This window comes from Pseudomonas sp. P1_C12 (assembly GCF_056406435.1).
In genome coordinates this window covers 62,833-85,120 of sequence record NZ_JBFUAE010000004.1, presented here as the reverse complement: position 1 = coordinate 85,120, position 22,288 = coordinate 62,833, and the positions used below count along the sequence as shown (strand labels likewise).

The following is a 22,288-nucleotide window of genomic DNA, read 5'->3' as shown; positions in this document are numbered from 1 at the left end:
ACAGGTGTTTTTTAAAGTGCCGCTTACACCGGGGTGTTTGGATTAGCAAATACTCTGCCATCTTCAAGAAACGCAGTCTGGTGGCGTGATGCCCTTTAAATGCTGGCTTTTAGAGATCGTTGGTGATCACCTGATGCGGGCTGTTTGGGGAAAGGCACCCAATAATGGGGTGAAGTTTAACCAGAACTGAGGAATAGTGCGCAATTGCTGTTGATAGTAGGGCTTCTTGATTTGACTTAAATGAAAAGTATTGAAAATTTCATGTTGAAATATTTTGTTGCGGCTAGAGTTGCATCAAGCGCTACCCAGTAGTGCCAAATATCATTCTTTAAAAAGGCCTGAGCCACGAGAGTGCTTTGCCAGTTAGGTCTCGCATTTTCCATGCAGCTTAAAGTTGATGTGGATACTCGAGCGAGCAGCAAGATTCATGGCGATGAGCTCATCTCGCAACAGGGCAACCGCGGAGCCTGACTACTCCGTACTGAATCGGGAACGTCGTCATGTTTAAGTATTTGAGCATCTTTCGAACCACCGGCTTGCCCCGTGCAATGGTGATGACACTCTTCGCCATTGGCCTGCCCGTCATGAGCGTCTGGGCCGCAGACCCGGTCGTGCCGGACGTGCCCAGTCTGCAGTCACTGCGCGGCATGATGCCTCCCGACCCTTCAGGAACCGAAGGCGGGCGCAAGGTCGACCTGATGACCGACTACGTGCTCAATCGCTCGGCGGCAGTGCTCCTGGGCAAGGCATTGTTCTGGGACATGGAGATCGGCAGTGACGGCTCCACCGCTTGCGCATCCTGCCACTTCCACGCGGGTGTCGATCATCGCACCACCAACCAGATCAACCCGGGCCAGGCGAATACCAACGCGAACGTCTCGTCGATCTTCAACAAGCCGTTTACCGCGTCGGATATTCCGGGCGACGTGCCGAGCTACACCACCAGGTCCGGTGGCAAGGGCGGCCCGAACTACCTGCTGAAGAAAAGCGACTTCCCGACCCACGTGCTGACCGATCCGCTGGATCGCAACTCGGCGATTGTCTATTCAAGCGATGATGTGATCGGCTCCCAAGGCGTGTTCGACGCCAACTTCGTCAAGCCCAATCAGTCGCGGTTCGACAAGTGCATTCAGCAACCAGACGGTATCTTCCAGGTGGGCGGTATCAATGTTCGCCGTAGCACCGGGCGTAACGCACCGACGGTGATCAACGCTGCGTTCAACGTGCGCAACTTCTGGGATGGCCGGGCCAACAACGTATTCAACGGTTTCTCACCGTTCGGCAATCGCGACCCTGACGCCGGGATTTTCGTGACCAGCGATCGCAGTGGCGTGGCGACCAAAGTCAGGCTGGCGCTCAAGGATGCTTCCGCCGCCTCGCAAGCGGTAGGGCCTCCCGGCAGCCCGGTGGAAATGTCCTGTGGCGGGCGTACCTTCGCCGACATCGGCCGGCGCATGCTCGACACCTTGATGCTCAAGCAGCAACGGATCTCGTCCACCGATTCGGTACTCGGGCCGATATCCGGTGGTCATCGGCCGACCTACCGTGAACTGATCAAGAACGCGTTCCAGCCGCGCCTGTGGAATGCCACGCAGCAGGTCTCGCTGGGCGGTGCGCCATACACCCAGATGGAGGCGAACTTCCCGCTGTTCTTCGGGCTGGCGATCCAGATGTATGAATCCACGCTGATCTCGGACCAGGCGCCGCTGGATGCCTATTTACAGGGCGATCACACAGCCATGAATAACCAGCAGGTCCAAGGCATGGAACTTTTCCTGGGCAAGGGTAAGTGCATCAGTTGCCACGGCGGCGCGGAATTGACCAACGCCGGCAGCCGTTTGCTGTTCCATCCTCAGGAACGGATCGAACGCATGGTCATGGCCGACAACCTGATCACGCTGTATGACAACGGCTTCTACAACACCGGGGTGCGTCCAACGTCGGAGGACCTGGCGCTCGGTGGCTCGGATGCGTGGGGCAATCCGTTGTCTTTCACCCGTGAGTACAACACCGTACTCCAGGGCGGCCAGATCCCTGACCCACTGGAAGTCGATGTGTGCACCTTCGAAGCGCCTTTGAGCCCGGCCATCCCTTGTGACGCGACGCTCAAGCCCAATGTCGGTTTCCGCGATGCGGTCGATGGCGCCTTCAAGACACCGACCTTGCGCAATATCGCGTTGACCGGGCCGTATTTCCACAACGGCAGTCGCGCAACGCTGCAACAGGTGATGGAGTTCTACAACCGCGGCGGCGACCGGCGTGGCGAAGATGCCAGCAACACCAGCGGCTTTGAGCATCCGGCGGTCAATCAGCACAACGGCTCCAATCTTGATCCGGACATCACCCGTCTGAGCCTGGCCCCGGATGAAGTGGATGCACTGGTCAAGTTCATGGAAGTCGGGCTGACCGATCCACGGGTCGCGTGGGAACGGGCGCCGTTTGACCATCCGTCGCTGGTGCTGGCACAGGGTGAAAAGGGTGATGAAAATTCCGTCGGGCAAAAACCGGCGAGTCCGAAGATTACTACCCGGCAAGCGAAGGATGCCGAAATCGAGCTCAGACCGATCGGTGCGGAAGGTCGCACAGCGCTGGAAGGGCCGCTGCAACCGTTCAACAACGACCTGTAACCGTATTGCCCCTTGCGTCACTGGCGGCCGATGGACGCCAGTGACGACCTTTTACAAATACCTCAGTATTTCACTCAGCAAATCGGGTTTTCTGCCGTTAAAGGGGGTGGGCACATTGCCATCTATTGATCTGACGGGTCGGAGCTTTACCCTTGCTGCGTTCTTCCGCTATGCGTTTCAGCCATTTCCTGCCGTCATTACTGCTGTTGCTGGCGGGGCTTGCGGCTGCATACATCAAGGATCTGAACGTCTTCTTCACCTCGCTGTTCAACGTGCTTCCCACCCTGGTGTTGTTGCTCGGTGGGGCCTATTGCGCGGTGTACCGACGCCAGCGTGAACTGTTTCTGATGGTCACGGTGTACATCGCCTACTTCCTGCTCGACACCCAGACCGACTATTACCGCGACAACGGCAAGGTGCGTGACGATGCCGCGGTGGTCTTTCATTTGTGTTGCCTGCTGCTGCCGCTGCTGTTTGGCGTGTTCGCGGCGTGGCAGGAACGTACCCATCTGTTCCAGGACATGATTGCGCGTTTCGCGGTATTGCTGGCGGTCGGCTGCGTGGCGCTGGGGCTTGAGCAAAGTTATCCACACGCGCTGCTGATCTGGCTGTCGGAGATTCGCTGGCCTGCCTTGCATGGCGCCTGGATGAGCCTGATCCAGTTGTCCTATCCGGTGTTCATGGCTGCGTTCCTGCTGCTGGCCTGGCAATACTGGCGCAACCCGCGACCGCTGCATGCCGCGCAATTGGTGGGGCTGCTCGGGTTGTTCTGGATGTTGCCGAAAACCTTCATCCTGCCGTTCACGCTGAACATCATGTGCAGCCAGGTGATGCTGATGATCGCCGCCGCCGTTGCCCACGAAGCCTATCAAATGGCCTTCCGCGACGAACTGACCGGACTGCCGGGCCGTCGTGCGCTGAATGAACGCATGCAACGGTTGGGGCGCAATTACGTGTTGGCCATGAGCGACGTCGACCACTTCAAGAAATTCAACGACACCCACGGCCACGACGTCGGTGACCAGGTGCTACGGCTGGTGGCCAGCAAACTGTCGAAAATCGGCGGTGGCGGCAAGGCGTATCGCTATGGCGGCGAGGAATTTGCCCTGGTGTTTGCAGGCAAGACCCTCGAAGAGTGCATGCCGCACCTGGAAGTGATCCGCGAGTCCATCGCCACTTACAACATTCAGCTGCGCAATCAGGAAAGTCGCCCGCAGGACGATCATCAGGGGCGCCAGCGGCGTGCCGGTTCCGGTGCGTCGAGTGTGTCGGTGACGGTCAGTATCGGCGTTGCCGAACGGATCGATCAACGCAGCCCCGAAGAGGTGCTCAAGTCCGCTGACCAGGCGCTCTACAGCGCCAAGGGCGCCGGGCGCAACTGTGTGATGGCGTTCGGGCAGAACCGCCGTGGCGCGGTGCGCATGGACGCCGCTACGGTTGAGTGATGATGGCGCATTCAGCGAGCGGAAGGTGATTGTGAGGCGGGGTCGGCAGCAGTAGGTTGGAGAAATCTGCCGACGGAGAATGACCATGCCCGAGTACAAAGCTCCTTTGCGCGACATGCGCTTTCTGATCGACCACGTGTTCGACTTTCACAGCAACTACGCCGCGCTGGGGGCCACCGATGCCAGCCCGGACATGGTCAATGCGATCCTCGAAGAAGGGGCGAAGTTCTGCGAAAACGTGCTGTCGCCGCTCAACCGCAGTGGCGATGAAGAAGGCTGCCATTTCGACAATGGCGTGGTCACCACCCCCGCGGGCTTCAAGCAGGCCTTCACCCAATATGTCGAAGCTGGCTGGCATGGCCTGGCGGCGGATCCGCTTTACGGCGGTCAAGGGTTGCCGATCTCTCTGGGCCTGGTGATCAGCGAGATGGTGGGTTCCAGCAACACCTCATGGGGCATGTACCCCGGCCTGACCCACGGTGCGATGTCGGCGATCCACGCCCATGGCACCGAGGCGCAAAAGCAGACCTATTTGAAAAAGCTCACCGCTGGCCAATGGACCGGCACCATGTGCCTGACCGAAGCCCATTGCGGCACCGACCTGGGCATCATCAAGACCCGCGCCGTGCCTGCGGCCGATGGCAGTTATGCGATCTCCGGCAGCAAGATCTTCATCTCCGCCGGCGAGCACGACATGAGCGCCAACATCATTCACCTGGTGTTGGCCAAATTGCCGGACGCCCCGGCCGGTACCAAGGGCATTTCACTGTTCATCGTGCCCAAGTTTCTGCCCGATGCGACGGGTGAAGCGGGCGAGCGCAACGGCGTATCCTGCGGCTCGATCGAACACAAAATGGGCATCAAGGCCTCGGCCACCTGCGTGCTGAACTTCGACGAGGCCAAGGGCTTCTTGATCGGCGAGCCGAACAAGGGCCTCAACTGCATGTTCACCATGATGAACCACGCGCGGCTGGGTACCGGCATGCAAGGGCTGTGTCTGGGGGAGGCGAGCTTCCAGGGCGCGATCAAATACGCCAACGACCGTTTGCAGATGCGCGCGCTGACCGGCCCGAAAGCCCCGGGAAAAGCCGCCGACCCGATCATCGTGCACCCTGATGTGCGGCGGATGTTACTGACCATGAAAGCCTTCAACGAAGGCAACCGCGCGCTGACCTACTTCACCGCGCAGTTGCTCGACGTTGCACACCTGAGCCCGGATGAAACGGCGCGTCAGGATGCCGAAGACTTGCTGGCCTTTCTCACACCAATCTGCAAAGCCTTCATGACCGACACCGGGCTGGAGGTGACCAACCATGGCATGCAGGTGTTTGGCGGCCACGGGTTCATTCGCGAATGGGGCATGGAGCAACTGGTACGCGACTGCCGGATCGCGCCGATCTATGAGGGCACCAACGGCATTCAGGCGCTGGACTTGCTCGGGCGCAAGGTACTCGGCAGCCAGGGCAAGCTGCTGCGCGGCTTCACCAAAATCGTCCATAAGTTCTGCGCGGCGAACGCCGAGCATCCACAACTGGCCGGGTATGTGGCGCAACTCAATCAACTGAACCAGCAGTGGGGTGAATTGACCACCAGGGTCGGCATGGCGGCGATGAAAAACCCTGACGAAGTCGGTGCCGCGTCGGTGGATTACCTGATGTACAGCGGTTACATCATCCTCGGCTATCTGTGGTTGAGAATGGCGCTGGTGGCTCAGGCGCAGCTCGATGCGGGCAGCGGCGATGGCGACTTCTCCCGGGGCAAACTGGCGACCAGCGAGTTTTACTTCAAGCGTCTGTTGCCACGCACGGCCGCTCATCGGGCGGCCATAGAGGCGGGTAGCGATTGCCTGATGCAACTGCCGGCGGAGTTGTTTGCGCTTTAGTCATATAAATCCGTTACAAAGAAGCTCGCCTTGCGCGGGCTTTTTTGTTGGTGACTAAAAATAACAAAACGGTCATGAGTTGACTCTATGTGTCGCAAAAGTTGTTGGGTTACACTCCGACCCAACGAAAACACTCTTCCTGTGAATCACCTGTATAGATCTTGCGAGGTTTGCCATGGCTGACTACAAAGCGCCCCTGCGCGATATGCGCTTCGTCCTCAATGAAGTTTTCGAGGTCGCCAAACTCTGGGCCGAACTGCCTGCACTGGCTGAGACCGTCGATGCAGAAACGGTCGAAGCCATCCTGGAAGAAGCCGGCAAAGTCACCAGCAAAAGCATCGCACCGCTGAGCCGTGCCGCTGACGAAGAAGGTTGCCATTGGGCGGACGGTGCCGTCACCACGCCAGCAGGTTTCCCACAGGCCTATCAGACCTATGCTGAAGGCGGCTGGGTCGGTGTCGGTGGCGATCCGTCCTACGGCGGCATGGGCATGCCCAAAGCCGTTTCGGCCCAGGTCGAAGAAATGGTCAACTCCGCCAGCCTGTCATTCGGTCTGTACCCGATGCTGACCGCCGGCGCTTGCCTGTCGATCAATGCCCACGCCAGCGAAGCGCTGAAAGCCGCGTACCTGCCGAACATGTACGCCGGTATCTGGGCCGGTTCCATGTGCCTGACCGAGCCACACGCCGGTACAGACCTTGGGATCATCCGTACCAAGGCCGAGCCTCAGGCCGACGGTTCCTACAAGGTCAGCGGCACCAAGATCTTCATCACCGGTGGCGAACACGACCTGACCGAAAACATCATCCACCTGGTACTGGCCAAGCTGCCGGATGCACCGGCGGGGCCGAAAGGTATTTCACTGTTCCTGGTGCCGAAGTTCATGGTCCATGCCGATGGCAGCCTGGGCGCGCGCAACCCGGCGAATTGCGGTTCGATCGAGCACAAGATGGGCATCCAGGCGTCCGCGACCTGCGTGATGAACTTCGATGAAGCCGTGGGTTACCTGGTCGGCGAGCCAAACAAAGGCCTGGCGGCGATGTTCACCATGATGAACTACGAGCGACTGGGCGTCGGTATCCAGGGCCTGGCCACTGGCGAGCGTTCGTACCAGAACGCCGTGGAATACGCCCGTGACCGTCTGCAAAGCCGTGCGCCAACTGGCGCGCAGAACAAGGACAAAGTGGCTGACCCGATCATCGTCCACCCGGACGTGCGTCGCATGCTGCTGACCATGAAAGCCTCGAACGAAGGGGGCCGTGCGTTCTCCACCTACGTGGCGATGCAACTGGACACCGCCAAGTTCAGCGAAGATGCAACCACCCGCAAGCGTGCGGAAGACCTGGTGGCGTTGCTGACCCCGGTGGCCAAGGCGTTCCTGACCGACCTCGGCCTGGAAACCACTGTTCACGGTCAGCAGATTTTCGGCGGCCACGGCTACATCCGTGAGTGGGGCCAGGAGCAACTGGTGCGTGACGTGCGCATCACCCAGATCTACGAAGGCACCAACGGCATTCAGGCGCTGGACCTGGTCGGGCGCAAGATCGTGGGTAGCGGCGGGGCGTTCTACAACCTGTTCGCCGACGAGATTCGCCACTTCACGGCGACCGCCAGCGCGGACCTCGCCGAGTTCACCAAGCCGCTGAACGACGCAGTGACCACCCTCGATGAACTGACCGCGTGGTTGCTTGACCGTGCGAAGAGCAATCCGAACGAAATCGGCGCGGCGTCGGTCGAGTATCTGCAGGTTTTCGGTTACGTGGCGTACGCCTACATGTGGGCTCTGATGGCCAAGGCGGCTTTCGGCAAGGAAGCGCAAGACGATTTCTATGCCAGCAAACTGGGCACGGCGCGGTTCTATTTTGCCCGACTGCTGCCGCGCATTCACTCGTTGAGCGCGTCGGTGAAGGCCGGTAGCGAATCGTTGTTCCTGCTGGATGCAGGACAATTCTGAAGAAGTAACGTTATGTAAGCATTCTCTTACATAACGTGCTGCTGTTCTCCCATAGATACAAATTGGATCCACAGCTAATCTACTTCTCATGGACGTAGCGCAGGAAGCGCAAAGCAACAACAGGGACACGTAGGATTCTGCCAGGACGGCGGAGTGAAATGGATGTCAGGGAAACAGTCTGCAAAGCCCCGCTTCGGCGGGGTTTTCTTTTGCCCAAAGAAAAGTTTCTAGCCCAGCCCATCCAGAGCCTGCGCGCTGTTCAAGCGCCCATCCGGGCCGTTTATCACCTCTTCCAGCAATGTCCGCAGCAAGGCCAGCGAGGCCTGCTGCCGTTGCACATCCCGGCACACCAAACCGACTTTCAGCGGCACTCGTGGTTCGCTCAGGGGTTTCCACAGCAGTTCGTGGTTGCCATGAGTCTTTTGCGAGCGTCCGGGCAGCACCGTCGCCAGGCGCGTGTGCGGCAGGCTGTCGAGGATGCCGGCCATGTTGTTCAGTTCGGCTTGCACCTGTGGGCGACGTCCGAGGCTTGTCAGCTGTGCCTGCCAGATCTGCCTGATCTGAAATTCCTCGCCCAGCAGCAACATCGGCAGTTCGGCGGCCTGACTCATGGACACTTTCTTGAATTCACGCAGCGGATGCTCTGCCGGGATGACCAGGGTCAGTTCATCTTCGTACAGCATCACGCCATGCAAGCCAGGCTGGCGGGGCGGCAGGTAGCCGATGCCGATATCCAGAGAACCGTTGAGCAGTCGTCGCTCGATTTCCAGGCCGGTCAGTTCATAGATCTGCACCACCAGATGCGGCTGCGCCTTGCGCACCCGCTCGAGCATCTGCGGAACGAGGCTGGTATGCACGGTCTGCAATACGCCGATGGCCAGGGTGCGTAGCGCCTGACCTTTGAAGTTGCCGAGCGCTTCCCGTGCCCGTTGCAGGCCATCGAGCAAAGGCAATGCGTGGTTGTACAGCGTGTGGGCCGCGAGGGTCGGCAACAGGCGCTTGCTGCTGCGCTCGAACAGGCTCACCTCGAGGGTTTGTTCGAGGTGGCGGATTTGCTGGGACAGCGCCGGCTGGGAGATGGACAGGCGCTCGGCGGCACGGCCCACGTGGCCTTCTTCATAGACCGCGACGAAATAACGCAGTTGCTTGAAATCCATAAGTAATACTTATCGAAAATGCTGGGAAATCGAAATGGCTGAATGCCTCGCCTGAGCCTAGTCTAACCGCACTCACAGGGCTTACAGGGCCACAGAGCGCGATGAATACCCTTTGCTTCGATGGTGTTTACATAGGTAAGGCAAAAAACCTCATCAGAGGTTTTGTCAGATGAATCTGTTCAGTCTGCGCCGCAGTCCTCCCAGTCTTGATGATCTGGTCATGGACGCCTCCCTGCCATCCCTAGGCAATAACCTTTCCAGCGAGTACTTGATGCCCAGTGTCGAGCGGCCGAAACAGGTGTTTGTGCGTGGCCAGGGTTCATGGTTGTGGGACAGCGATGACCGTGCGTATCTGGATTTTTCCCAGGGCGGCGGGGCCAACAGCCTTGGTCACAGCCCCTCGGTACTGGTCAATGCAATCACTGCCCAGGCCCAGTCGCTGATCAACCCGGGTTTCGGCCTGTACAACCGCGGTATGCTCAGCCTCGCCGAACACCTGTGTGCCAGCACCGGCAGTGATCAGGCCTACCTGCTCAATACCGGCAGCGAAGCCTGTGAGGCAGCGATCAAACTGGCGCGAAAATGGGGTCAACAGCATCGCGGCGGTGCGTCGCGAATTATTGTGGCCAACAACGGTTGCCATGGCCGCAGCCTGGGGACGATTTCTGCGTCGGACAGTTCGACACTGACCAACCGATTCGAGCCGCAATTGCCAGGCTTCAGTCGTGTTCCATTCAATGATCTGCCAGCGTTGCATGCGGCCGTGGATGAACGGACCGTTGCGATCATGCTCGAGCCGATCCAGAGCGAAGCCGGCGTGATCCCGCCCACCGCGCACTACCTCAAGGGCGTCGAACGCTTGTGCCGTGAACTCGGCATTTTGCTGATCTTCGACGAAGTGCAAACCGGCATTGGTCGTTGTGGCACCTTGCTCGCGGAACAGTCCTGCGGTGTAACAGCGGATATCGTCGTGCTCGGCAAAGGGTTGGGCGGCGGCGTGCCATTGGCTGCGCTGCTGGCGCGGGGCAAGGCTTGCTGTTTCGACATTGGCGAGGTGGCAGGTACTCATCATGGAAATGCCTTGATGACCGCTGCGGGACTTGCGGTGCTCGATACGGTGCAGGACAAGGCGTTCCTCAAGCACGTCGCAGAAGCCGGTCAACACCTGCGTGAAGGCTTGGAGCGGTTGGCCCATCGTTACGATCACGGCGAGTTGCGCGGACAAGGGCTGCTTTGGGGGCTGACGCTGTCGGACGATTCCGCTGACGCGGTGGTCAAGGCCGCGCTCTACGAAGGCTTGCTGCTCAATGCCCCACAACCCGACTGCCTGCGCTTTACCCCTGCGCTGAATGTCAGCAACGCCAACATCGATGAAATGCTCCTGCGCCTGGCGCGCGCCTTCTCCCGAGTACGCACCGCGCAATTGCAATGCCGCAAAGGGATTGCCGTCTGATCCGACGCGCCCTGCGCACATTCCAGAACCGTCTCGCGGTAATACGCACGCCTCACGCCCGACATTTTTGGCGTGGGGCGTTTTTTTGTGGCCGGGTTTTTCCAAAGGCAATCTCGGCTTGAGCGGTTGGCGCATCAATGGCTTTCTAGCGTGTATCGGCAGGGAGTGCCGGTGCCAGCGAAACAGTATTGCTGTCGCGTTGGTTTTGATTTCTATACCACTAGGTGGTATGTTTTATGGACGGGATGCCGATGTCACCAAGGCTGTTCAAGACAAAGCGCTTCGCAATGCAGGCTGCCAAGGCCTGGATCGGTGATGACGAGCTGCGGGAGGCATTCACCGAAATGCTCAATGGTCAGGCTGACAATCTGGGCGGCGGAGTCTGGAAGAAGCGTTTGAATGCCAACCGCCATCGCTCGATTATCCTAGCGAAGGGCGGTGCTCATTGGGTCTATCAGTTCCTGTACGCAAAGAAAGATCAGAGCAATATCAGTCCCAGGCATTTGCTCGACTTGCGAGAGTTGGCCAAGACATATGGTGGACTGACCGAAATGGAAATTCAGCGCTTGCTGGATGCAAAGGAGTTTGTGGAGATACCAAATGAGTAAAAAATTCAAAAGTGAGCTATCGGAATCGATCCACGAATCGGCCAGTGCCTTGTACGCCATCGGTGCAATCAGCAAGGCGACCATGCGTGAGTTCGATGAGTCTTGTCTTGCAACGATACCGGATGCAATTCCCGCACAAGAGATCAAGGCACTGCGCGAGCGCAACAATGTCAGCCAACCGGTGTTTGCGCGCTACCTGAACACCAGCGCTTCCACGGTCAAGCAATGGGAAGCAGGGAATAAGCACCCCAGTGGCATGGCGTTGAAGTTGCTGAGTATCGTGCGCAAACACGGTCTGGAGATACTGGCCTGAGGAATCGGGCTGAACCCTGACAAACGGCACAGGTCGATTAGCTGTAGGGCTCGAACGAGTCCACCCCAATCAGGAGCTGTCCCATGGACTTTATTCGCATCATCATCGCCATCCTGTTGCCGCCACTGGGTGTGTTTCTGCAAGTAGGATTCGGCGGGGCGTTCTGGCTGAATATTCTGCTGACGTTGTGCGGTTACATTCCGGGGATCGTGCATGCGGTGTACATCATCGCCAAGCGCTGAATTTTTGCGGCGTTAGATAGATCGCTTTCGCTGGCAAGCCAGCTCCTACGGGAGATCACGGTTCTGTAGGAGCTGGTTTGCCAGCGATTGGAATACCGCCGATTTCAGCTGGCGTGCTCCATCACCCGCCGATAAAACAACCACTCCTGCTCCAGCGCATGGGCCTGGTTACCGGCCTTGCGAAAACCGTGGCGTTCGTCTGCATAGTAATGCGCTTCGACCAGGATGCCGTTGTCCTGCAGCGCCGTGACCATGTCGCGGGTCTGCTGCGGGACGACCACGGCATCCAGTTCTCCTTGAAAGAAGATCACTGGCACGCGGATGTTGCCGGTATGCAGCAGCGGCGTGCGGGCCGCGTAGCGTTCGGCATCCCGCAGAGGATCGCCGATCAACCAATCCAGATAATCACTTTCGAATTTGTGGGTCGTGCGCCCCAGCGCCACCGGATCGCTGACCCCATACAGACTGGCGCCGGCGCGGAACACGTTGTGAAATGCCAAGGCGCAAAGGGTGGTGTAACCGCCAGCACTGCCGCCGCGGATGAACGCTTTGTCGCCATCGATCAAGCCACGTTCGGCGAGATGGCTGACCACCGCGCAAGCGTCTTCGACATCCACATCACCCCAGCTCAAATGCAGCGCCTGACGATAGTCCCTGCCATAACCGCTGCTGCCGCGATAGTTGAGGTCGGCCACAGCGAAGCCCCGCTGTGCCCAATACTGGATACGCGGATCGAACATCGGGTAACACGCCGAAGTCGGGCCACCATGGACGAACACCACCAATGGCGGTTTCGCCGCGCCGGTCATCGCCGGGTAGAAGAAGCCGTGTGCTTCGCCTGAGCCACTTGGGTAGCGCAAGGTTTGCGGGCGGCTGATCTGTTCGGGAGCAAGCGGTGCGATGCCGCCGGCCAGCACTTGCACTTGCCGGTTCTGGCGGTCGATGGCGATGACGGCGGTTGAACTGACGGACGACGCCGCGATGCAATAGATGAACTGTTTATCCACGGCGAGATGGCGGAAGCGGCTGTAGTCGCCGGTGAAGTCGGCGCTGGAATCGCCGCCTATGCCCAATCGGCCAAACCCGCCTTCGGTCCAACTGGCCAGATAACTGTCGTTGCCCAGCGGCAACCAGGTGCTGCCACCGAGTTGCCAGGGCGCGGGGCCATGGTCGGCGGCGGCGCTTGGCAATGGGCTCAGGCCTTTTTCAGATTCCATCCATGGCTGCCAGAAACCAGCGCGATCGGTCAGGCAATACAAGCGACCGTTGGCATCAAACCGCGGTTGTTGCACAGACTCTTGCGCGCCTTCGCCCGCCACACAACGAGCTTCGGCAAGCCCGCCATTGGCGAGGCGTTCGGCAACCATCAAGCGGGTCGTTGTCCATGGCTGATCCGGACGACTCCATTCGATCCAGGCCAGGCGCCGGGCATCAGGGCTCAGCGTCGGTGCCGCGTAGAAGTCAGCACCCTCGGCCAGCAGGTGACGTGCGCCATCGAACAGATCGATCGCCACCAGTCGGTGTTGATCGCGAAGTTCCTCGACCGCCAGCACCTGCCCGTTGGCGAACTGTAAATCACCATAACGGCACGCACTGGACGTCAGCCTTTCGGGCGCTTCGCCTTGCAGTGATTGCCGATACAGTTGCTGGTCTGCCTCGTTGACGAAAACGATACCGTCGTCCGTCAGGCAAAACGCGCCGCCGCCATATTCGTACACCCGACTGCGCACGCTGAACCCCAGTGGCGTCAGGCATTTCGCTGCACCGTCACGCCAATGCCAGATCCGGCACGCCGCGTCTTCGGGTCGGTACTCGTTCCAGAACAGGCCCTGTCGACCGACCTGCAGTTCGGCAAAGTCGATACCGGCGGCCACGGCTTTGGCAGCGCTGAAAGGTTCAGCTTTTGGCGATGAGGCGTGAGTTTCGTTCATTGCGAAAGGCCAGTTGGTCGATGGTCTGGGTAGCGTGCCCGGCTTCTTCGCGAGCCCTGAGGATCACGCCGTGTTGTGGCGACTTGCTGCACACCGGGTCGGCGTTACTTGCATCACCTGTGAGCATGAACGCCTGGCAGCGACAGCCGCCGAAGTCTTTTTCTTTCTCGTCACAGGAGCGGCACGGCTCGGGCATCCAGTCATAACCGCGAAAGCGGTTGAAGCCGAACGAGTCGTACCAGATGTGCTGCATGCTGTGGTCGCGCACGTTGGGAAACTGCACCGGCATCTGTCGGGCGCCGTGACAGGGCAGGGCGGTTCCGTCTGGCGTGACCGTCAGAAAAATACTGCCCCAGCCATTCATGCAGGCTTTCGGGCGCTCCTCGTAATAGTCCGGGGTGACGAAAATCAGCTTGCAGGGATGCCCTTCGGCTTCCAGTTTGGCGCGGTATTCGTTGGTAATGCGTTCGGCGCGCACCAGTTGTTCTTTGGTCGGCAATAGCCCAACGCGATTGAGTTGCGCCCAGCCGTAGAACTGGCAAGTGGCGAGCTCGACAAAGTCCGCTTCCAGAGCGATGCACAGCTCGATGATGCGGTCGATCTGGTCGATGTTGTGCCGATGGGTCACGAAATTCAGCACCATCGGATAACCGTGGGCCTTCACTGCCCGGGCCATTTCCAGTTTCTGCGCAAAGGCCTTTTTCGACCCGGCCAGCAGATTGTTCACCTGTTCGTCGCTGGCCTGGAAGCTGATCTGGATGTGATCGAGACCGGCCTTCTTGAAGTCGCTGATTTTCTGCTCGGTCAGGCCGATGCCGGAGGTGATCAGGTTGGTGTAGAAACCCAGTTTGCGGGCTTCACCAATCAACTCGGCAAGGTCCTGGCGCACCAGCGGCTCGCCACCGGAAAAGCCCAGTTGCGCGGCACCCATTTCCCGCGCTTCGCGGAACACCTTGATCCACTGTTCGGTGCTCAGCTCCTTGCCTTGTTCGGCGAAATCCAGCGGATTGGAGCAGTACGGGCATTGCAGCGGGCAGCGGTACGTCAGCTCGGCCAGCAGCCACAGCGGCAAGCCGATTTCAGGTTTGGGCGGCACTTGCACCGATGAATCAGGCAAGTTCGATCCAGTGTTGCGCACGGGCAACCTCCATGAATTGCTCGATGTCGTCACCAAGCTCGGGCACGCCGGGGAACTGTTGGTCGAGCTCGGCGATGATGGCTGCCACGTCTCGCTCACCATCAATCAAACCACCGATCAGCGCGGCACTTTCGTTGAGCTTGATCATGCCTTCCGGGTACAGCAGCACATGGCCTTTTTGCGCCGGTTCGTACTGGAATCGGTAGCCGGGGCGCCAGGTCGGGGTCTTGCTGCGATCGAAACTCATAAGGTGATTCCTTTGTGCCAGACCCGTTCCCCGGTCACGCTGTGATACGGCGGGCGTTTCAGTTCGTAGGCCATGCTCATGGCATCGAGCATGCTCCAAAGAATGTCCAGTTTGAACTGGAGAATTTCCAGCATGCGCTCCTGGCCTTCACGAGTAGTGTAGTGCTGCAACGTGATCGCCAGACCATGCTCGACATCACGCCGTGCCTGACCCAGGCGCGTGCGGAAATACTCGTAGCCGGCCGGGTCGATCCATGGGTAATGCTGGGGCCAACTGTCCAGGCGCGATTGGTGGATCTGCGGGGCGAACAGTTCGGTCAGCGAGCTGCTCGCGGCTTCCTGCCAACTGGCGCGGCGGGCGAAATTGACATAGGCGTCCACGGCGAAGCGTACGCCGGGCAGCACCAGCTCCTGGGAACGCAGTTGGTCGGGGTCGAGACCCACGGCCTGGCCCAGGCGCAGCCAGGCTTCGATGCCGCCGTCTTCACCGGGCGCACCGTCGTGGTCGAGCAGGCGCTGAATCCACTCGCGGCGGATCTCGCGGTCAGGGCAGTTGGCGAGGATAGCCGCGTCCTTCAGGGGGATGTTCACCTGATAGTAGAAACGGTTGGCGACCCAGCCCTGGATTTGCTCGCGGGTGGCCCGACCTTCATACATCGCCACGTGATAGGGGTGATGGATGTGGTAATAGGCGCCCTTGGCGCGCAGGGCCGCTTCGAATTCGGCGGGGGACATTGGGGTGTCGGTCATTGCGGTTCTCCGGGTAGGACCGGTGGATTCTTCAGTGCCTGAGCTGGCCTCATCGCGAGCAGGCTCGCTCCCACAATTGAAACGCATACCCCTGTGGGAGCGAGCCTGCTCGCGATAGACCGCGCAGCGGTCTCGATTGCTTACAACACAATACTCATGCCGTCATACGCCACTTCAACCTGGCGCCGATCCAGCTCCGTGCGCTCCGGCGAGTCCTCATCAAGAATCGGGTTGGTGTTGTTGATGTGGATAAGCACCTTGCGCTGCTCGGGCAGTTGTTCCAGCACTTCGAGCATGCCGCCAGGGCCGTTCTGCGCCAGGTGGCCCATCTCGCGACCGGTGCGGGTGCCTACGCCACGCCGCTGCATTTCATCGTCATCCCACAGCGTGCCGTCGACCAGCAGGCAATCGCTGCCAGCCATGATTTCCAGAAGCTCTGCATCCACCTTGCCCAGGCCCGGTGCGTAGAACAGCTTGCCGCCTGTGTTGAGGTCTTCGACGATCAGGCCGATGTTGTCGCCCGGATGCGGGTCGAAGCGGTGCGGCGAGTACGGCGGCGCGGCACTGCGCAAAGGCAGCGGGGTGAAGCGCAGGTTCGGACAGGCGGGGATGGTGAAGCTTTGATCGAGTTCGATACGGTTCCAGTTCAGCCCGCCGTTCCAGTGAGTCAGCATGTTGAACAGTGGGAAACCAGTGCTCAGGTCCTCGTGGACCATGTCGGTACACCAGACCTGATGCGGGCATCCCTCGCGCAGCATGAGCAGGCCGGTGGTGTGGTCGATCTGGCTGTCCATCAGGATGATCGCGCCGATCCCGGTATCGCGCAGGGCGCGGCCCGGCTGCATCGGGGCGAAGCTCTGGAGTTGGGCGCGAATGTCCGGGGAGGTGTTGCACAGCACCCAGTTCACGCCGTCATCGGAAATCGCGATGGACGATTGCGTCCGCGCCTTGGCCCGCAGGCTGCCGTCACGAAAGCCTGCGCAGTTCACGCAGTTGCAGTTCCACTGGGGGAAGCCGCCGCCGGCAGCGGAACCTAGAATCTGGACAAACATGGACGCTCCATCATTTCAACGCTGAAAATAAAACGCCTCGGGATAACCGAGGCGTTAGCTGCAGTCCGCCAAGGCAGATTAGCGGCTGGCGAAGTACATGGTGACTTCAAAGCCGATACGCAGGTCGGTGTAGGCAGGTTTGGTCCAGGCCATAGATTGAACTCCTTCAAGTGGGGTGGGACAGCGCTATCTATAGGTATAGTCCACCTCAAATCAGAGATGTTCCAGATAGTTAGGTGGCAATGTTACTCAAAATTTCAAAGGGATTGTCCGTGAAACTTTGAGAAAGCTCCTTACAGCCCCGGTAATGATCATTTTGTCGCTCGCCAGGGAGTGCCGGGTGCAGGGCTGTTGGCCAGGCTCAGCCAGCCGCCCTCGGCCTGATTCAATCGCTGTGCGGCGGCCAGCAGTTCGGCGCGGTCGATCAGCAGGATTGCCTCGGGTAATTGCGTCAGATAATCCGACGAGCGGCCGCCCAACTTGCCCTGCCAAAGCAATTCGGCCGCTTGGCTCGTGGTGAGCGCGGCGCTGGAAAATTGATCCGCCAGAGCCTGGCGTTGAGCATTGAAGGTGGTGTCGTCGAGCGCGTGGATCAGCTCCGGCAATCGATTCAGGAGTTGCTCGATGTGTTGCAGCAACGCCGTTGGTGCAGCGCTTGGCGATTGCACGCCGAACAGCAGCCCGGTTTGGCCGTGAATCTGCCGCGTGGCGCTGAACACCGCATAGCCGAGTTGCAGCTCCACCCGCAGGCGCTGGTAGAACGGCGTCTGTGAGAGGTGAGCGAGCAAACGCCACGCGGCTTCGTCGGCCATTTCCTGGGTGGCTGTCGGACAGAACAGCAGTAACGCGTGCTCGCTGGAGGCGGTATCGACAGTGCTCCACAGATGCTGTGCGAGGATCGAAGAGGGCTGCGTCAGTTGATTGTCCGGCGTGCCGGGTATGCGGCTCAAGGCCAGGCCCATGGCCGCTTGAGTCTGAGCCGATAACCCGATGGACAACCCATCCCATCGCGCACTCGACCAGAGTTGCTGCAGGTCATCCGAGCTCGCGCTGTGCTCGAGGCAGTGATCGGGCAATGTTTTGAGCAGTTGTCGAATCGGTATCAACGCAACGCTGGTCGATTCGGCTTGTGAGACAGCGGCATCAGGTTTTGTCAGTTCTTTCAGCGCATGCTCCAGGACGCCGGGCATCGGCTCCTGAAGCCCGCTCAGTTTCAGCAGCCATTCGTTGCCCGACGCACTGAAGGAAACATCCACGCCGGCCTGACGCGCGTCTTCGCGCAATGGTTGCAGGTGGTTTTCCAGCTGTGATTGAAGGTGGCTGCCGGGAGTCGAACCTAGGCGCCAGCGCAGATAAATCGCACCTTCAGCACCGTTGTCCGGCCATGCCTGGCTGAATTGCATCGGCGAACGTTCACGACGGCTGCGCGAGCGATCCTGGGCAAAAGTGCGCAGTCCACGGTGGGCGCTGGTCTGGCCGCGAATCAATCCGGCGTTGGCTGTCGGTGCTTCGCAGGGCAAGAACGGGTTGGGTGCTGGCAATTGCCAGCGGCCGCTGAAGTTATCCACAGCGCCGATTTGTTTGAGGACTTGCTTGAGGGCTGTAACGCCTTGGTCAGATAACCCGACTTCGCGTTGTTCGCTGTCCAGTTGGGCCAGTTGCAAGGCGCTGCTGACTTGCTGTTGGCGCTGGAGCAGGGTTGCGTATTCTTCGCGCAATCGGCTCCAGTCTTGCCTGGCGAAGAAGCCCAGCCAATCCATCAGCCGCTCGCGAATCCCGGTTGCCAAAGAGTTGGCGGGCAATGTAAACGCCAAGTGCAGCAAGGCTTGCCCGGCGAATTGATACAGCGACTCGGCCTTCAGTTTTTCGGCCAATCCACGCTCACGCAAATCCGCCAGCAAACCGCCCGGTTTCTCGGCATTCAGCCAGTGACACAGAAAACCCAGTGCTTCGGCGGCGGAGTCGGGTAGCGCTTCGAGGGCAAACAGCAAATCCAGTCGGCGCTCGCCAGCCTGTTGATAACTGGCGTTTGAGGTCGCCATCAGCGGTGCCGGGGATTGTTGCGTGGCCTTTTCACCGCCGGCAATGACGCTGGCAAATGTTTCGGCCAAACCTCTTAGTTCATCAAGGCTCTGTGGCCCGGCCAGGCTCAAGGTCATCTGCCCGGTCTGGTAAAACCGCTGATAAAAATCCTGCAATACCTGCTGAAATTCGGGTTGCGACACTGGGAGGCTGTCGCGATTGCCAGCATGGAAACCTCGCAGCGGATGAGCCTCAGAAAGCCCATCGAACAATGCCCGCTGTTGTTGCGCCACCGGATCCTGCGACCAGGCGACAAATTCCGCCTGCAGCACTTCCCGTTCCCGCTGTTGATCGTCCGGATTCATACGTGGATGGGCGAGCATGTCTGACAGACGCTCAAGCCCACCGGTAAACGCTTGGGGTGGCAGTTCAAAAAAATAGTTCGTGGTGCGTTCGCTGGTCCGCGCATTCACTTGCCCGCCATGGCTCTGGACGTAGGCCATCAGCCCTTGGCCCGCAGGAAAACGCTCAGTCCCCAGAAACAACAAATGCTCAAGAAAATGCGCCAGACCGGGCCAGGCCAGCGGCACATCATGGCTGCCGGCAGCCACGCGCAACGCCGCCGCGCAACGCTTCAGGTTCGGGGCATGACGCAGCGTCACCCGCAGGCCGTTGGCCAGGGTTTCCGTAGGGGGGCGAGGTTGATTCAGCGCGGGCATGGGCACTTCCAGAACAGTGAAGTGCCAATGCTAGCGGATTACAGTGGACTAGCGCTTGTTCAGGTTGCCGTAAAGCTCAGGGCGGCGATCGAGGAAATAGCGATTGGCGGCGCGGGAGTCGAGCATCAACTGGCGATCCAGCTCGCCGACGATCAGCGCCTCATCCAGACCCGCCTGGGCGATACGGCTGCCATCCGGTGCGGCGATGCTGCTCTGGCCGCAGTAATGAATGTCGCCTTCGCTGCCGCAGTAGTTGGCGTAGGCCACGTAGCACTGGTTCTCAAAGGCCCGGGCGCGGACGGTGACGTCAGCGATGAAGTCGTAGGGAATCATGTTGGCGGTCGGCACCAGGATCAGCTCGGCACCGGCCAGGGCCAGGCGTCGGGCATTTTCCGGAAATTCCAGGTCGTAGCAGATCAGGAAACCGAGCTTCCAGCCGTTGAGCTCAACGATGGGAAACTCGTCTGAGCCGGCGCTGAACATCGAGTGATCGAGGTCGCCGAACAAGTGAGTTTTGCGGTAGTTGCAGACGCGCTCGCCATTGGCATCGATCAACTGCACGGCGTTGTAGATCTGCCCGTCGGCGGTGCGCTCCGGGTAGCCATACAGGATGGCGATCCCGGCTGCCTTGGCAATGTGCGCGATCTGCTGCGCCGACTCACCGTTGTACACCTCCGCCAACACGCTGACGGCATCGACGCCGATGTTGTAGCCGGTCAGGAACATCTCCGGCAGCACCAGCAGGTCGGCGCCTTTTGCCTCCAGCGCAAGCTGCTGCAAGCGTTGCAGGTTGCCGGCGACATCCAGAGGCAGCGGTGGACATTGGTAAAGGGCTACGCGCATTTCGGATTCCTCTTACTCGGGCAGGGCGATCGGTCCGATCTCGTTGAACACATCTCCTGGACCCGGATTCTCGGCGTGAGTTGCACCGCCGAAGTGTTTCATGATGCCCCACACCGCATTGAGCGACGTCTGCACCGCGCCTTCGACCCAGGCCGGCGTCCACGAAACATCGTCGCCGGCGATGAAAATCCCGCGTTGTTCGGCTGGCATGTCGTCCTGCATGAAGTGTGCGTACATACGCTGGTTGTAGCGGTAATGGCCGGGCAGGGCGCCTTTGAATGCACCGAGGAAATGTGGGTCGGCTTCCCAGGACACGGTGATCGGATCGCCGATGATCCGCGCGGCGATGTCGACTTTCGGGTAGATCTTCTTCAACGCATCCAGCGCCAGCTTCACGCGTTTTTCCACCGGCTGCGGCAGCATCTTCAGGGCGTCGCTCATCCACGAGTACGACAGGCAAATCACTCCCGGTTTGTCGTCGCCGTTGTCGAACAAATAAGTGCCGCGGGTCAAACGATCGGTGAGAGTCATGCTCATCAGGTCGCGGCCGGTTTCCGGATCTTTGTCTTTCCAGAACGGGCGGTCGACCATCACGAAAGTCTTCGACGACTGCATGTAGCGGGTGCGGTCCAGGGCCATCCACATTTTTTGCGAGAACAGGGTTTCGTCGCATTCGATCTGGGTGGTCAGCAGCCAGCTCTGGCAAGTGGTTAGCACTGCGGCGTATTCGCGTGTGTCGCCCCAGTTGTCGGTGACGGCGAAACGGCCGCCCGGTGCGTGGGCAATTTTCTTCACTCCGGTACGTGGTGCGCCGTTGTGCAGGGAACTGAGGCTGGTGCCGGCCGGCCAATGCGCGCAACGTTCCGGCACATGGCGCCAGATGCCCTGTGGCACCTGTTCCACACCGCCGACCACCAGATGCTGATGGTCGTCGCAGTTGGTCATCACCACGCGGAAAATTTCCAGCATCGAGTTGGGGAAGTCCGAGTCCCAGCCGCCGGTGCCGAAACCGACCTGGCCGAACACTTCGCGGTGATGGAACGAGAGCTTGGCGAAGGCCTTGGAGGTGGCGACGAAATCGTAGAAGGTGCGGTCGTCCCACAGCGGCACCAGGGTGTTCCACAGCTCTTTCAGGCGTGGAACATCACGATCACGAATGGCTTGCTGGATATCGGAGAACTGCGAACCGGCTTCCAGGGCATCGGCCCAAGCGTCAGCCACTTCCTGGAACAGCGCAGGAAGGTCCGACAGCTTCTGTGCGTAATGGGTCTGACCTTCGAGGTCGATCACCGTGCTGCCCGACGCGGGCGTCAGCGGGTTAGGGAAAGGTTTGGTTTCCAGACCCAGTTTGTCGACGTAGTGATAAAACGCGGTGGACGACACCGGGAAGCGCATCCCGCCCAGTTCGGCCACGATGCCTTCGGCGCCATTGAACGCCTGGGAACGCAGGCGGCCGCCCATTTTCGAAGCTTCGTAGACGACCGGTTTCAGGCCCAGCTTCATCAGCTCATACGCCGCTACCAGGCCGGCGATCCCGCCGCCGACAATCGCCACTTCGGCACCGTGACTATGCTCAGGAATGCTGCCCAGCCCGGCCGGGTGTTCGATCCAGTCGTCGAAGGCGAAAGGAAAATCCGGGCCGAAAATGGTGACTGGTTTCTTACCGTCTGCAGGATGGCGATTGTTCTTGTTCATGGCTGACCTTGCTGGCGACCCGACGCGGAATGCGCATCTGAGTATAGGAAAAGATGCCAGCCATTCTAGAGAGCACAGAACACGTTAATAAGACGCAAAGTGTCGTCATTTTGCCATTTTATTGGTCGATATGACGAACTTTATATACACACTGACCACTGTAGGAGCGAGCCTGCTCGCGATGACGTCAGTTCAGACACCCATGAAACCT

The 22,288-nt window shown here is 59.7% G+C and carries 18 protein-coding genes; 8 read left to right on the top strand and 10 right to left on the bottom strand.

The genetic code is table 11. The features are described 5' to 3' along the window. Window positions 1–500: 500 nt before the first annotated feature. The 4 genes from AC1D19_RS07705 to AC1D19_RS07690 all read left to right on the top strand — a co-directional run bounded on the left by AC1D19_RS07705 (window position 501) and on the right by AC1D19_RS07690 (window position 7,908). Window positions 501–2,627 carry a cytochrome-c peroxidase gene (locus AC1D19_RS07705; protein WP_477762859.1) on the top strand — a complete coding sequence of 709 codons (2,127 nt, stop codon included), beginning with the start codon at window positions 501–503 and terminating at the stop codon, window positions 2,625–2,627. A gap of 170 nt (window positions 2,628–2,797) precedes the next feature. Then, on the top strand, window positions 2,798–4,072 hold the full coding sequence (locus tag AC1D19_RS07700) for a GGDEF domain-containing protein (protein ID WP_477763140.1): 1,275 nt from the start codon (window positions 2,798–2,800) through the stop codon (window positions 4,070–4,072). 85 nt (window positions 4,073–4,157) lie between these two features. Continuing rightward, window positions 4,158–5,954 carry an acyl-CoA dehydrogenase C-terminal domain-containing protein gene (locus tag AC1D19_RS07695; RefSeq protein ID WP_477762858.1) on the top strand — a complete coding sequence of 599 codons (1,797 nt, stop codon included), beginning with the start codon at window positions 4,158–4,160 and terminating at the stop codon, window positions 5,952–5,954. Window positions 5,955–6,129: 175 nt separating this feature from the next. After that, window positions 6,130–7,908: an acyl-CoA dehydrogenase C-terminal domain-containing protein gene (locus tag AC1D19_RS07690; protein WP_477762857.1), complete on the top strand. Its 1,779-nt coding sequence runs from the start codon at window positions 6,130–6,132 to the stop codon at window positions 7,906–7,908. 227 nt (window positions 7,909–8,135) lie between these two features. Here the strand turns inward: AC1D19_RS07690 and AC1D19_RS07685 are convergent, their stop codons facing one another. After that, entirely contained in the window at window positions 8,136–9,065 is a 930-nt protein-coding gene (locus tag AC1D19_RS07685; protein WP_477762856.1) for a LysR family transcriptional regulator, read from the bottom strand. Between the two features lie 169 nt (window positions 9,066–9,234). Between AC1D19_RS07685 and AC1D19_RS07680 the strand changes: the two genes are divergently transcribed. The 4 genes from AC1D19_RS07680 (at window position 9,235) to AC1D19_RS07665 (ending at window position 11,681) form a co-directional block, all read left to right on the top strand. Next, on the top strand, window positions 9,235–10,518 hold the full coding sequence (locus tag AC1D19_RS07680; RefSeq protein ID WP_477762855.1) for an aspartate aminotransferase family protein: 1,284 nt from the start codon (window positions 9,235–9,237) through the stop codon (window positions 10,516–10,518). A gap of 251 nt (window positions 10,519–10,769) precedes the next feature. Continuing rightward, window positions 10,770–11,126 (top strand): type II toxin-antitoxin system RelE/ParE family toxin, encoded by a 357-nt coding sequence (locus AC1D19_RS07675; RefSeq protein ID WP_095944832.1) that lies wholly within the window; start codon window positions 10,770–10,772, stop codon window positions 11,124–11,126. Further along, window positions 11,119–11,439, top strand: coding sequence for a helix-turn-helix domain-containing protein (locus AC1D19_RS07670; RefSeq protein WP_477762854.1), 321 nt, complete (start codon window positions 11,119–11,121; stop codon window positions 11,437–11,439). The genes AC1D19_RS07675 and AC1D19_RS07670 overlap by 8 nt, the downstream gene beginning before the upstream one ends. An 83-nt stretch (window positions 11,440–11,522) precedes the next feature. Continuing rightward, window positions 11,523–11,681 (top strand): YqaE/Pmp3 family membrane protein, encoded by a 159-nt coding sequence (locus AC1D19_RS07665; protein ID WP_003228885.1) that lies wholly within the window; start codon window positions 11,523–11,525, stop codon window positions 11,679–11,681. A 104-nt stretch (window positions 11,682–11,785) separates the two neighbouring features. Here AC1D19_RS07665 and AC1D19_RS07660 read toward each other — a convergent pair whose 3' ends face one another. From AC1D19_RS07660 to AC1D19_RS07620, 9 genes are all read right to left on the bottom strand, one after another. Then, the gene (locus tag AC1D19_RS07660) at window positions 11,786–13,612 is read right to left on the bottom strand and encodes a S9 family peptidase (protein ID WP_477762853.1); all 1,827 of its coding nucleotides are present in this window, start codon (window positions 13,610–13,612) and stop codon (window positions 11,786–11,788) included. Continuing rightward, entirely contained in the window at window positions 13,578–14,750 is a 1,173-nt protein-coding gene (gene pqqE, locus AC1D19_RS07655; RefSeq protein WP_477762852.1) for a pyrroloquinoline quinone biosynthesis protein PqqE, read from the bottom strand. Before pqqE ends, AC1D19_RS07660 begins: the two co-directional genes overlap by 35 nt. Then, on the bottom strand, window positions 14,722–14,997 hold the full coding sequence (pqqD, locus tag AC1D19_RS07650) for a pyrroloquinoline quinone biosynthesis peptide chaperone PqqD (protein WP_008051583.1): 276 nt from the start codon (window positions 14,995–14,997) through the stop codon (window positions 14,722–14,724). Before pqqD ends, pqqE begins: the two co-directional genes overlap by 29 nt. After that, window positions 14,994–15,746: a pyrroloquinoline-quinone synthase PqqC gene (pqqC, locus tag AC1D19_RS07645; RefSeq protein WP_007993179.1), complete on the bottom strand. Its 753-nt coding sequence runs from the start codon at window positions 15,744–15,746 to the stop codon at window positions 14,994–14,996. Before pqqC ends, pqqD begins: the two co-directional genes overlap by 4 nt. 140 nt (window positions 15,747–15,886) lie before the next feature. Further along, the gene (gene pqqB, locus AC1D19_RS07640) at window positions 15,887–16,798 is read right to left on the bottom strand and encodes a pyrroloquinoline quinone biosynthesis protein PqqB (RefSeq protein WP_477762851.1); all 912 of its coding nucleotides are present in this window, start codon (window positions 16,796–16,798) and stop codon (window positions 15,887–15,889) included. 78 nt (window positions 16,799–16,876) lie between these two features. After that, window positions 16,877–16,951 carry a pyrroloquinoline quinone precursor peptide PqqA gene (gene pqqA, locus AC1D19_RS07635; protein WP_003444522.1) on the bottom strand — a complete coding sequence of 25 codons (75 nt, stop codon included), beginning with the start codon at window positions 16,949–16,951 and terminating at the stop codon, window positions 16,877–16,879. Between the two features lie 158 nt (window positions 16,952–17,109). Continuing rightward, window positions 17,110–19,539: a pyrroloquinoline quinone biosynthesis protein PqqF gene (gene pqqF, locus AC1D19_RS07630; RefSeq protein ID WP_477762850.1), complete on the bottom strand. Its 2,430-nt coding sequence runs from the start codon at window positions 19,537–19,539 to the stop codon at window positions 17,110–17,112. Window positions 19,540–19,587: 48 nt separating this feature from the next. After that, window positions 19,588–20,382 (bottom strand): carbon-nitrogen hydrolase family protein, encoded by a 795-nt coding sequence (locus tag AC1D19_RS07625; RefSeq protein ID WP_477762849.1) that lies wholly within the window; start codon window positions 20,380–20,382, stop codon window positions 19,588–19,590. A 12-nt stretch (window positions 20,383–20,394) separates the two neighbouring features. Next, window positions 20,395–22,077, bottom strand: a complete 1,683-nt coding sequence (locus AC1D19_RS07620) for a flavin monoamine oxidase family protein (protein WP_477755089.1) — start codon at window positions 22,075–22,077, stop codon at window positions 20,395–20,397. Window positions 22,078–22,288: the final 211 nt, after the last annotated feature.

Excerpts from the sequence above, each read along its gene's own strand:
- AC1D19_RS07705 (WP_477762859.1), top strand. The coding sequence starts at position 501 with ATGTTTAAGTATTTGAGCATCTTTCGAACCACCGGCTTGCCCCGTGCA.
- AC1D19_RS07700 (WP_477763140.1), top strand. The coding sequence starts at position 2,798 with ATGCGTTTCAGCCATTTCCTGCCGTCATTACTGCTGTTGCTGGCGGGG.
- AC1D19_RS07695 (WP_477762858.1), top strand. The coding sequence starts at position 4,158 with ATGCCCGAGTACAAAGCTCCTTTGCGCGACATGCGCTTTCTGATCGAC.
- AC1D19_RS07690 (WP_477762857.1), top strand. The coding sequence starts at position 6,130 with ATGGCTGACTACAAAGCGCCCCTGCGCGATATGCGCTTCGTCCTCAAT.
- AC1D19_RS07685 (WP_477762856.1), bottom strand. The coding sequence starts at position 9,065 with ATGGATTTCAAGCAACTGCGTTATTTCGTCGCGGTCTATGAAGAAGGC.
- AC1D19_RS07680 (WP_477762855.1), top strand. The coding sequence starts at position 9,235 with ATGAATCTGTTCAGTCTGCGCCGCAGTCCTCCCAGTCTTGATGATCTG.
- AC1D19_RS07675 (WP_095944832.1), top strand. The coding sequence starts at position 10,770 with ATGTCACCAAGGCTGTTCAAGACAAAGCGCTTCGCAATGCAGGCTGCC.
- AC1D19_RS07670 (WP_477762854.1), top strand. The coding sequence starts at position 11,119 with ATGAGTAAAAAATTCAAAAGTGAGCTATCGGAATCGATCCACGAATCG.
- AC1D19_RS07665 (WP_003228885.1), top strand. The coding sequence starts at position 11,523 with ATGGACTTTATTCGCATCATCATCGCCATCCTGTTGCCGCCACTGGGT.
- AC1D19_RS07660 (WP_477762853.1), bottom strand. The coding sequence starts at position 13,612 with ATGAACGAAACTCACGCCTCATCGCCAAAAGCTGAACCTTTCAGCGCT.
- pqqD (WP_008051583.1), bottom strand. The coding sequence starts at position 14,997 with ATGAGTTTCGATCGCAGCAAGACCCCGACCTGGCGCCCCGGCTACCGA.
- pqqC (WP_007993179.1), bottom strand. The coding sequence starts at position 15,746 with ATGACCGACACCCCAATGTCCCCCGCCGAATTCGAAGCGGCCCTGCGC.
- pqqB (WP_477762851.1), bottom strand. The coding sequence starts at position 16,798 with ATGTTTGTCCAGATTCTAGGTTCCGCTGCCGGCGGCGGCTTCCCCCAG.
- pqqF (WP_477762850.1), bottom strand. The coding sequence starts at position 19,539 with ATGCCCGCGCTGAATCAACCTCGCCCCCCTACGGAAACCCTGGCCAAC.
- AC1D19_RS07625 (WP_477762849.1), bottom strand. The coding sequence starts at position 20,382 with ATGCGCGTAGCCCTTTACCAATGTCCACCGCTGCCTCTGGATGTCGCC.
- AC1D19_RS07620 (WP_477755089.1), bottom strand. The coding sequence starts at position 22,077 with ATGAACAAGAACAATCGCCATCCTGCAGACGGTAAGAAACCAGTCACC.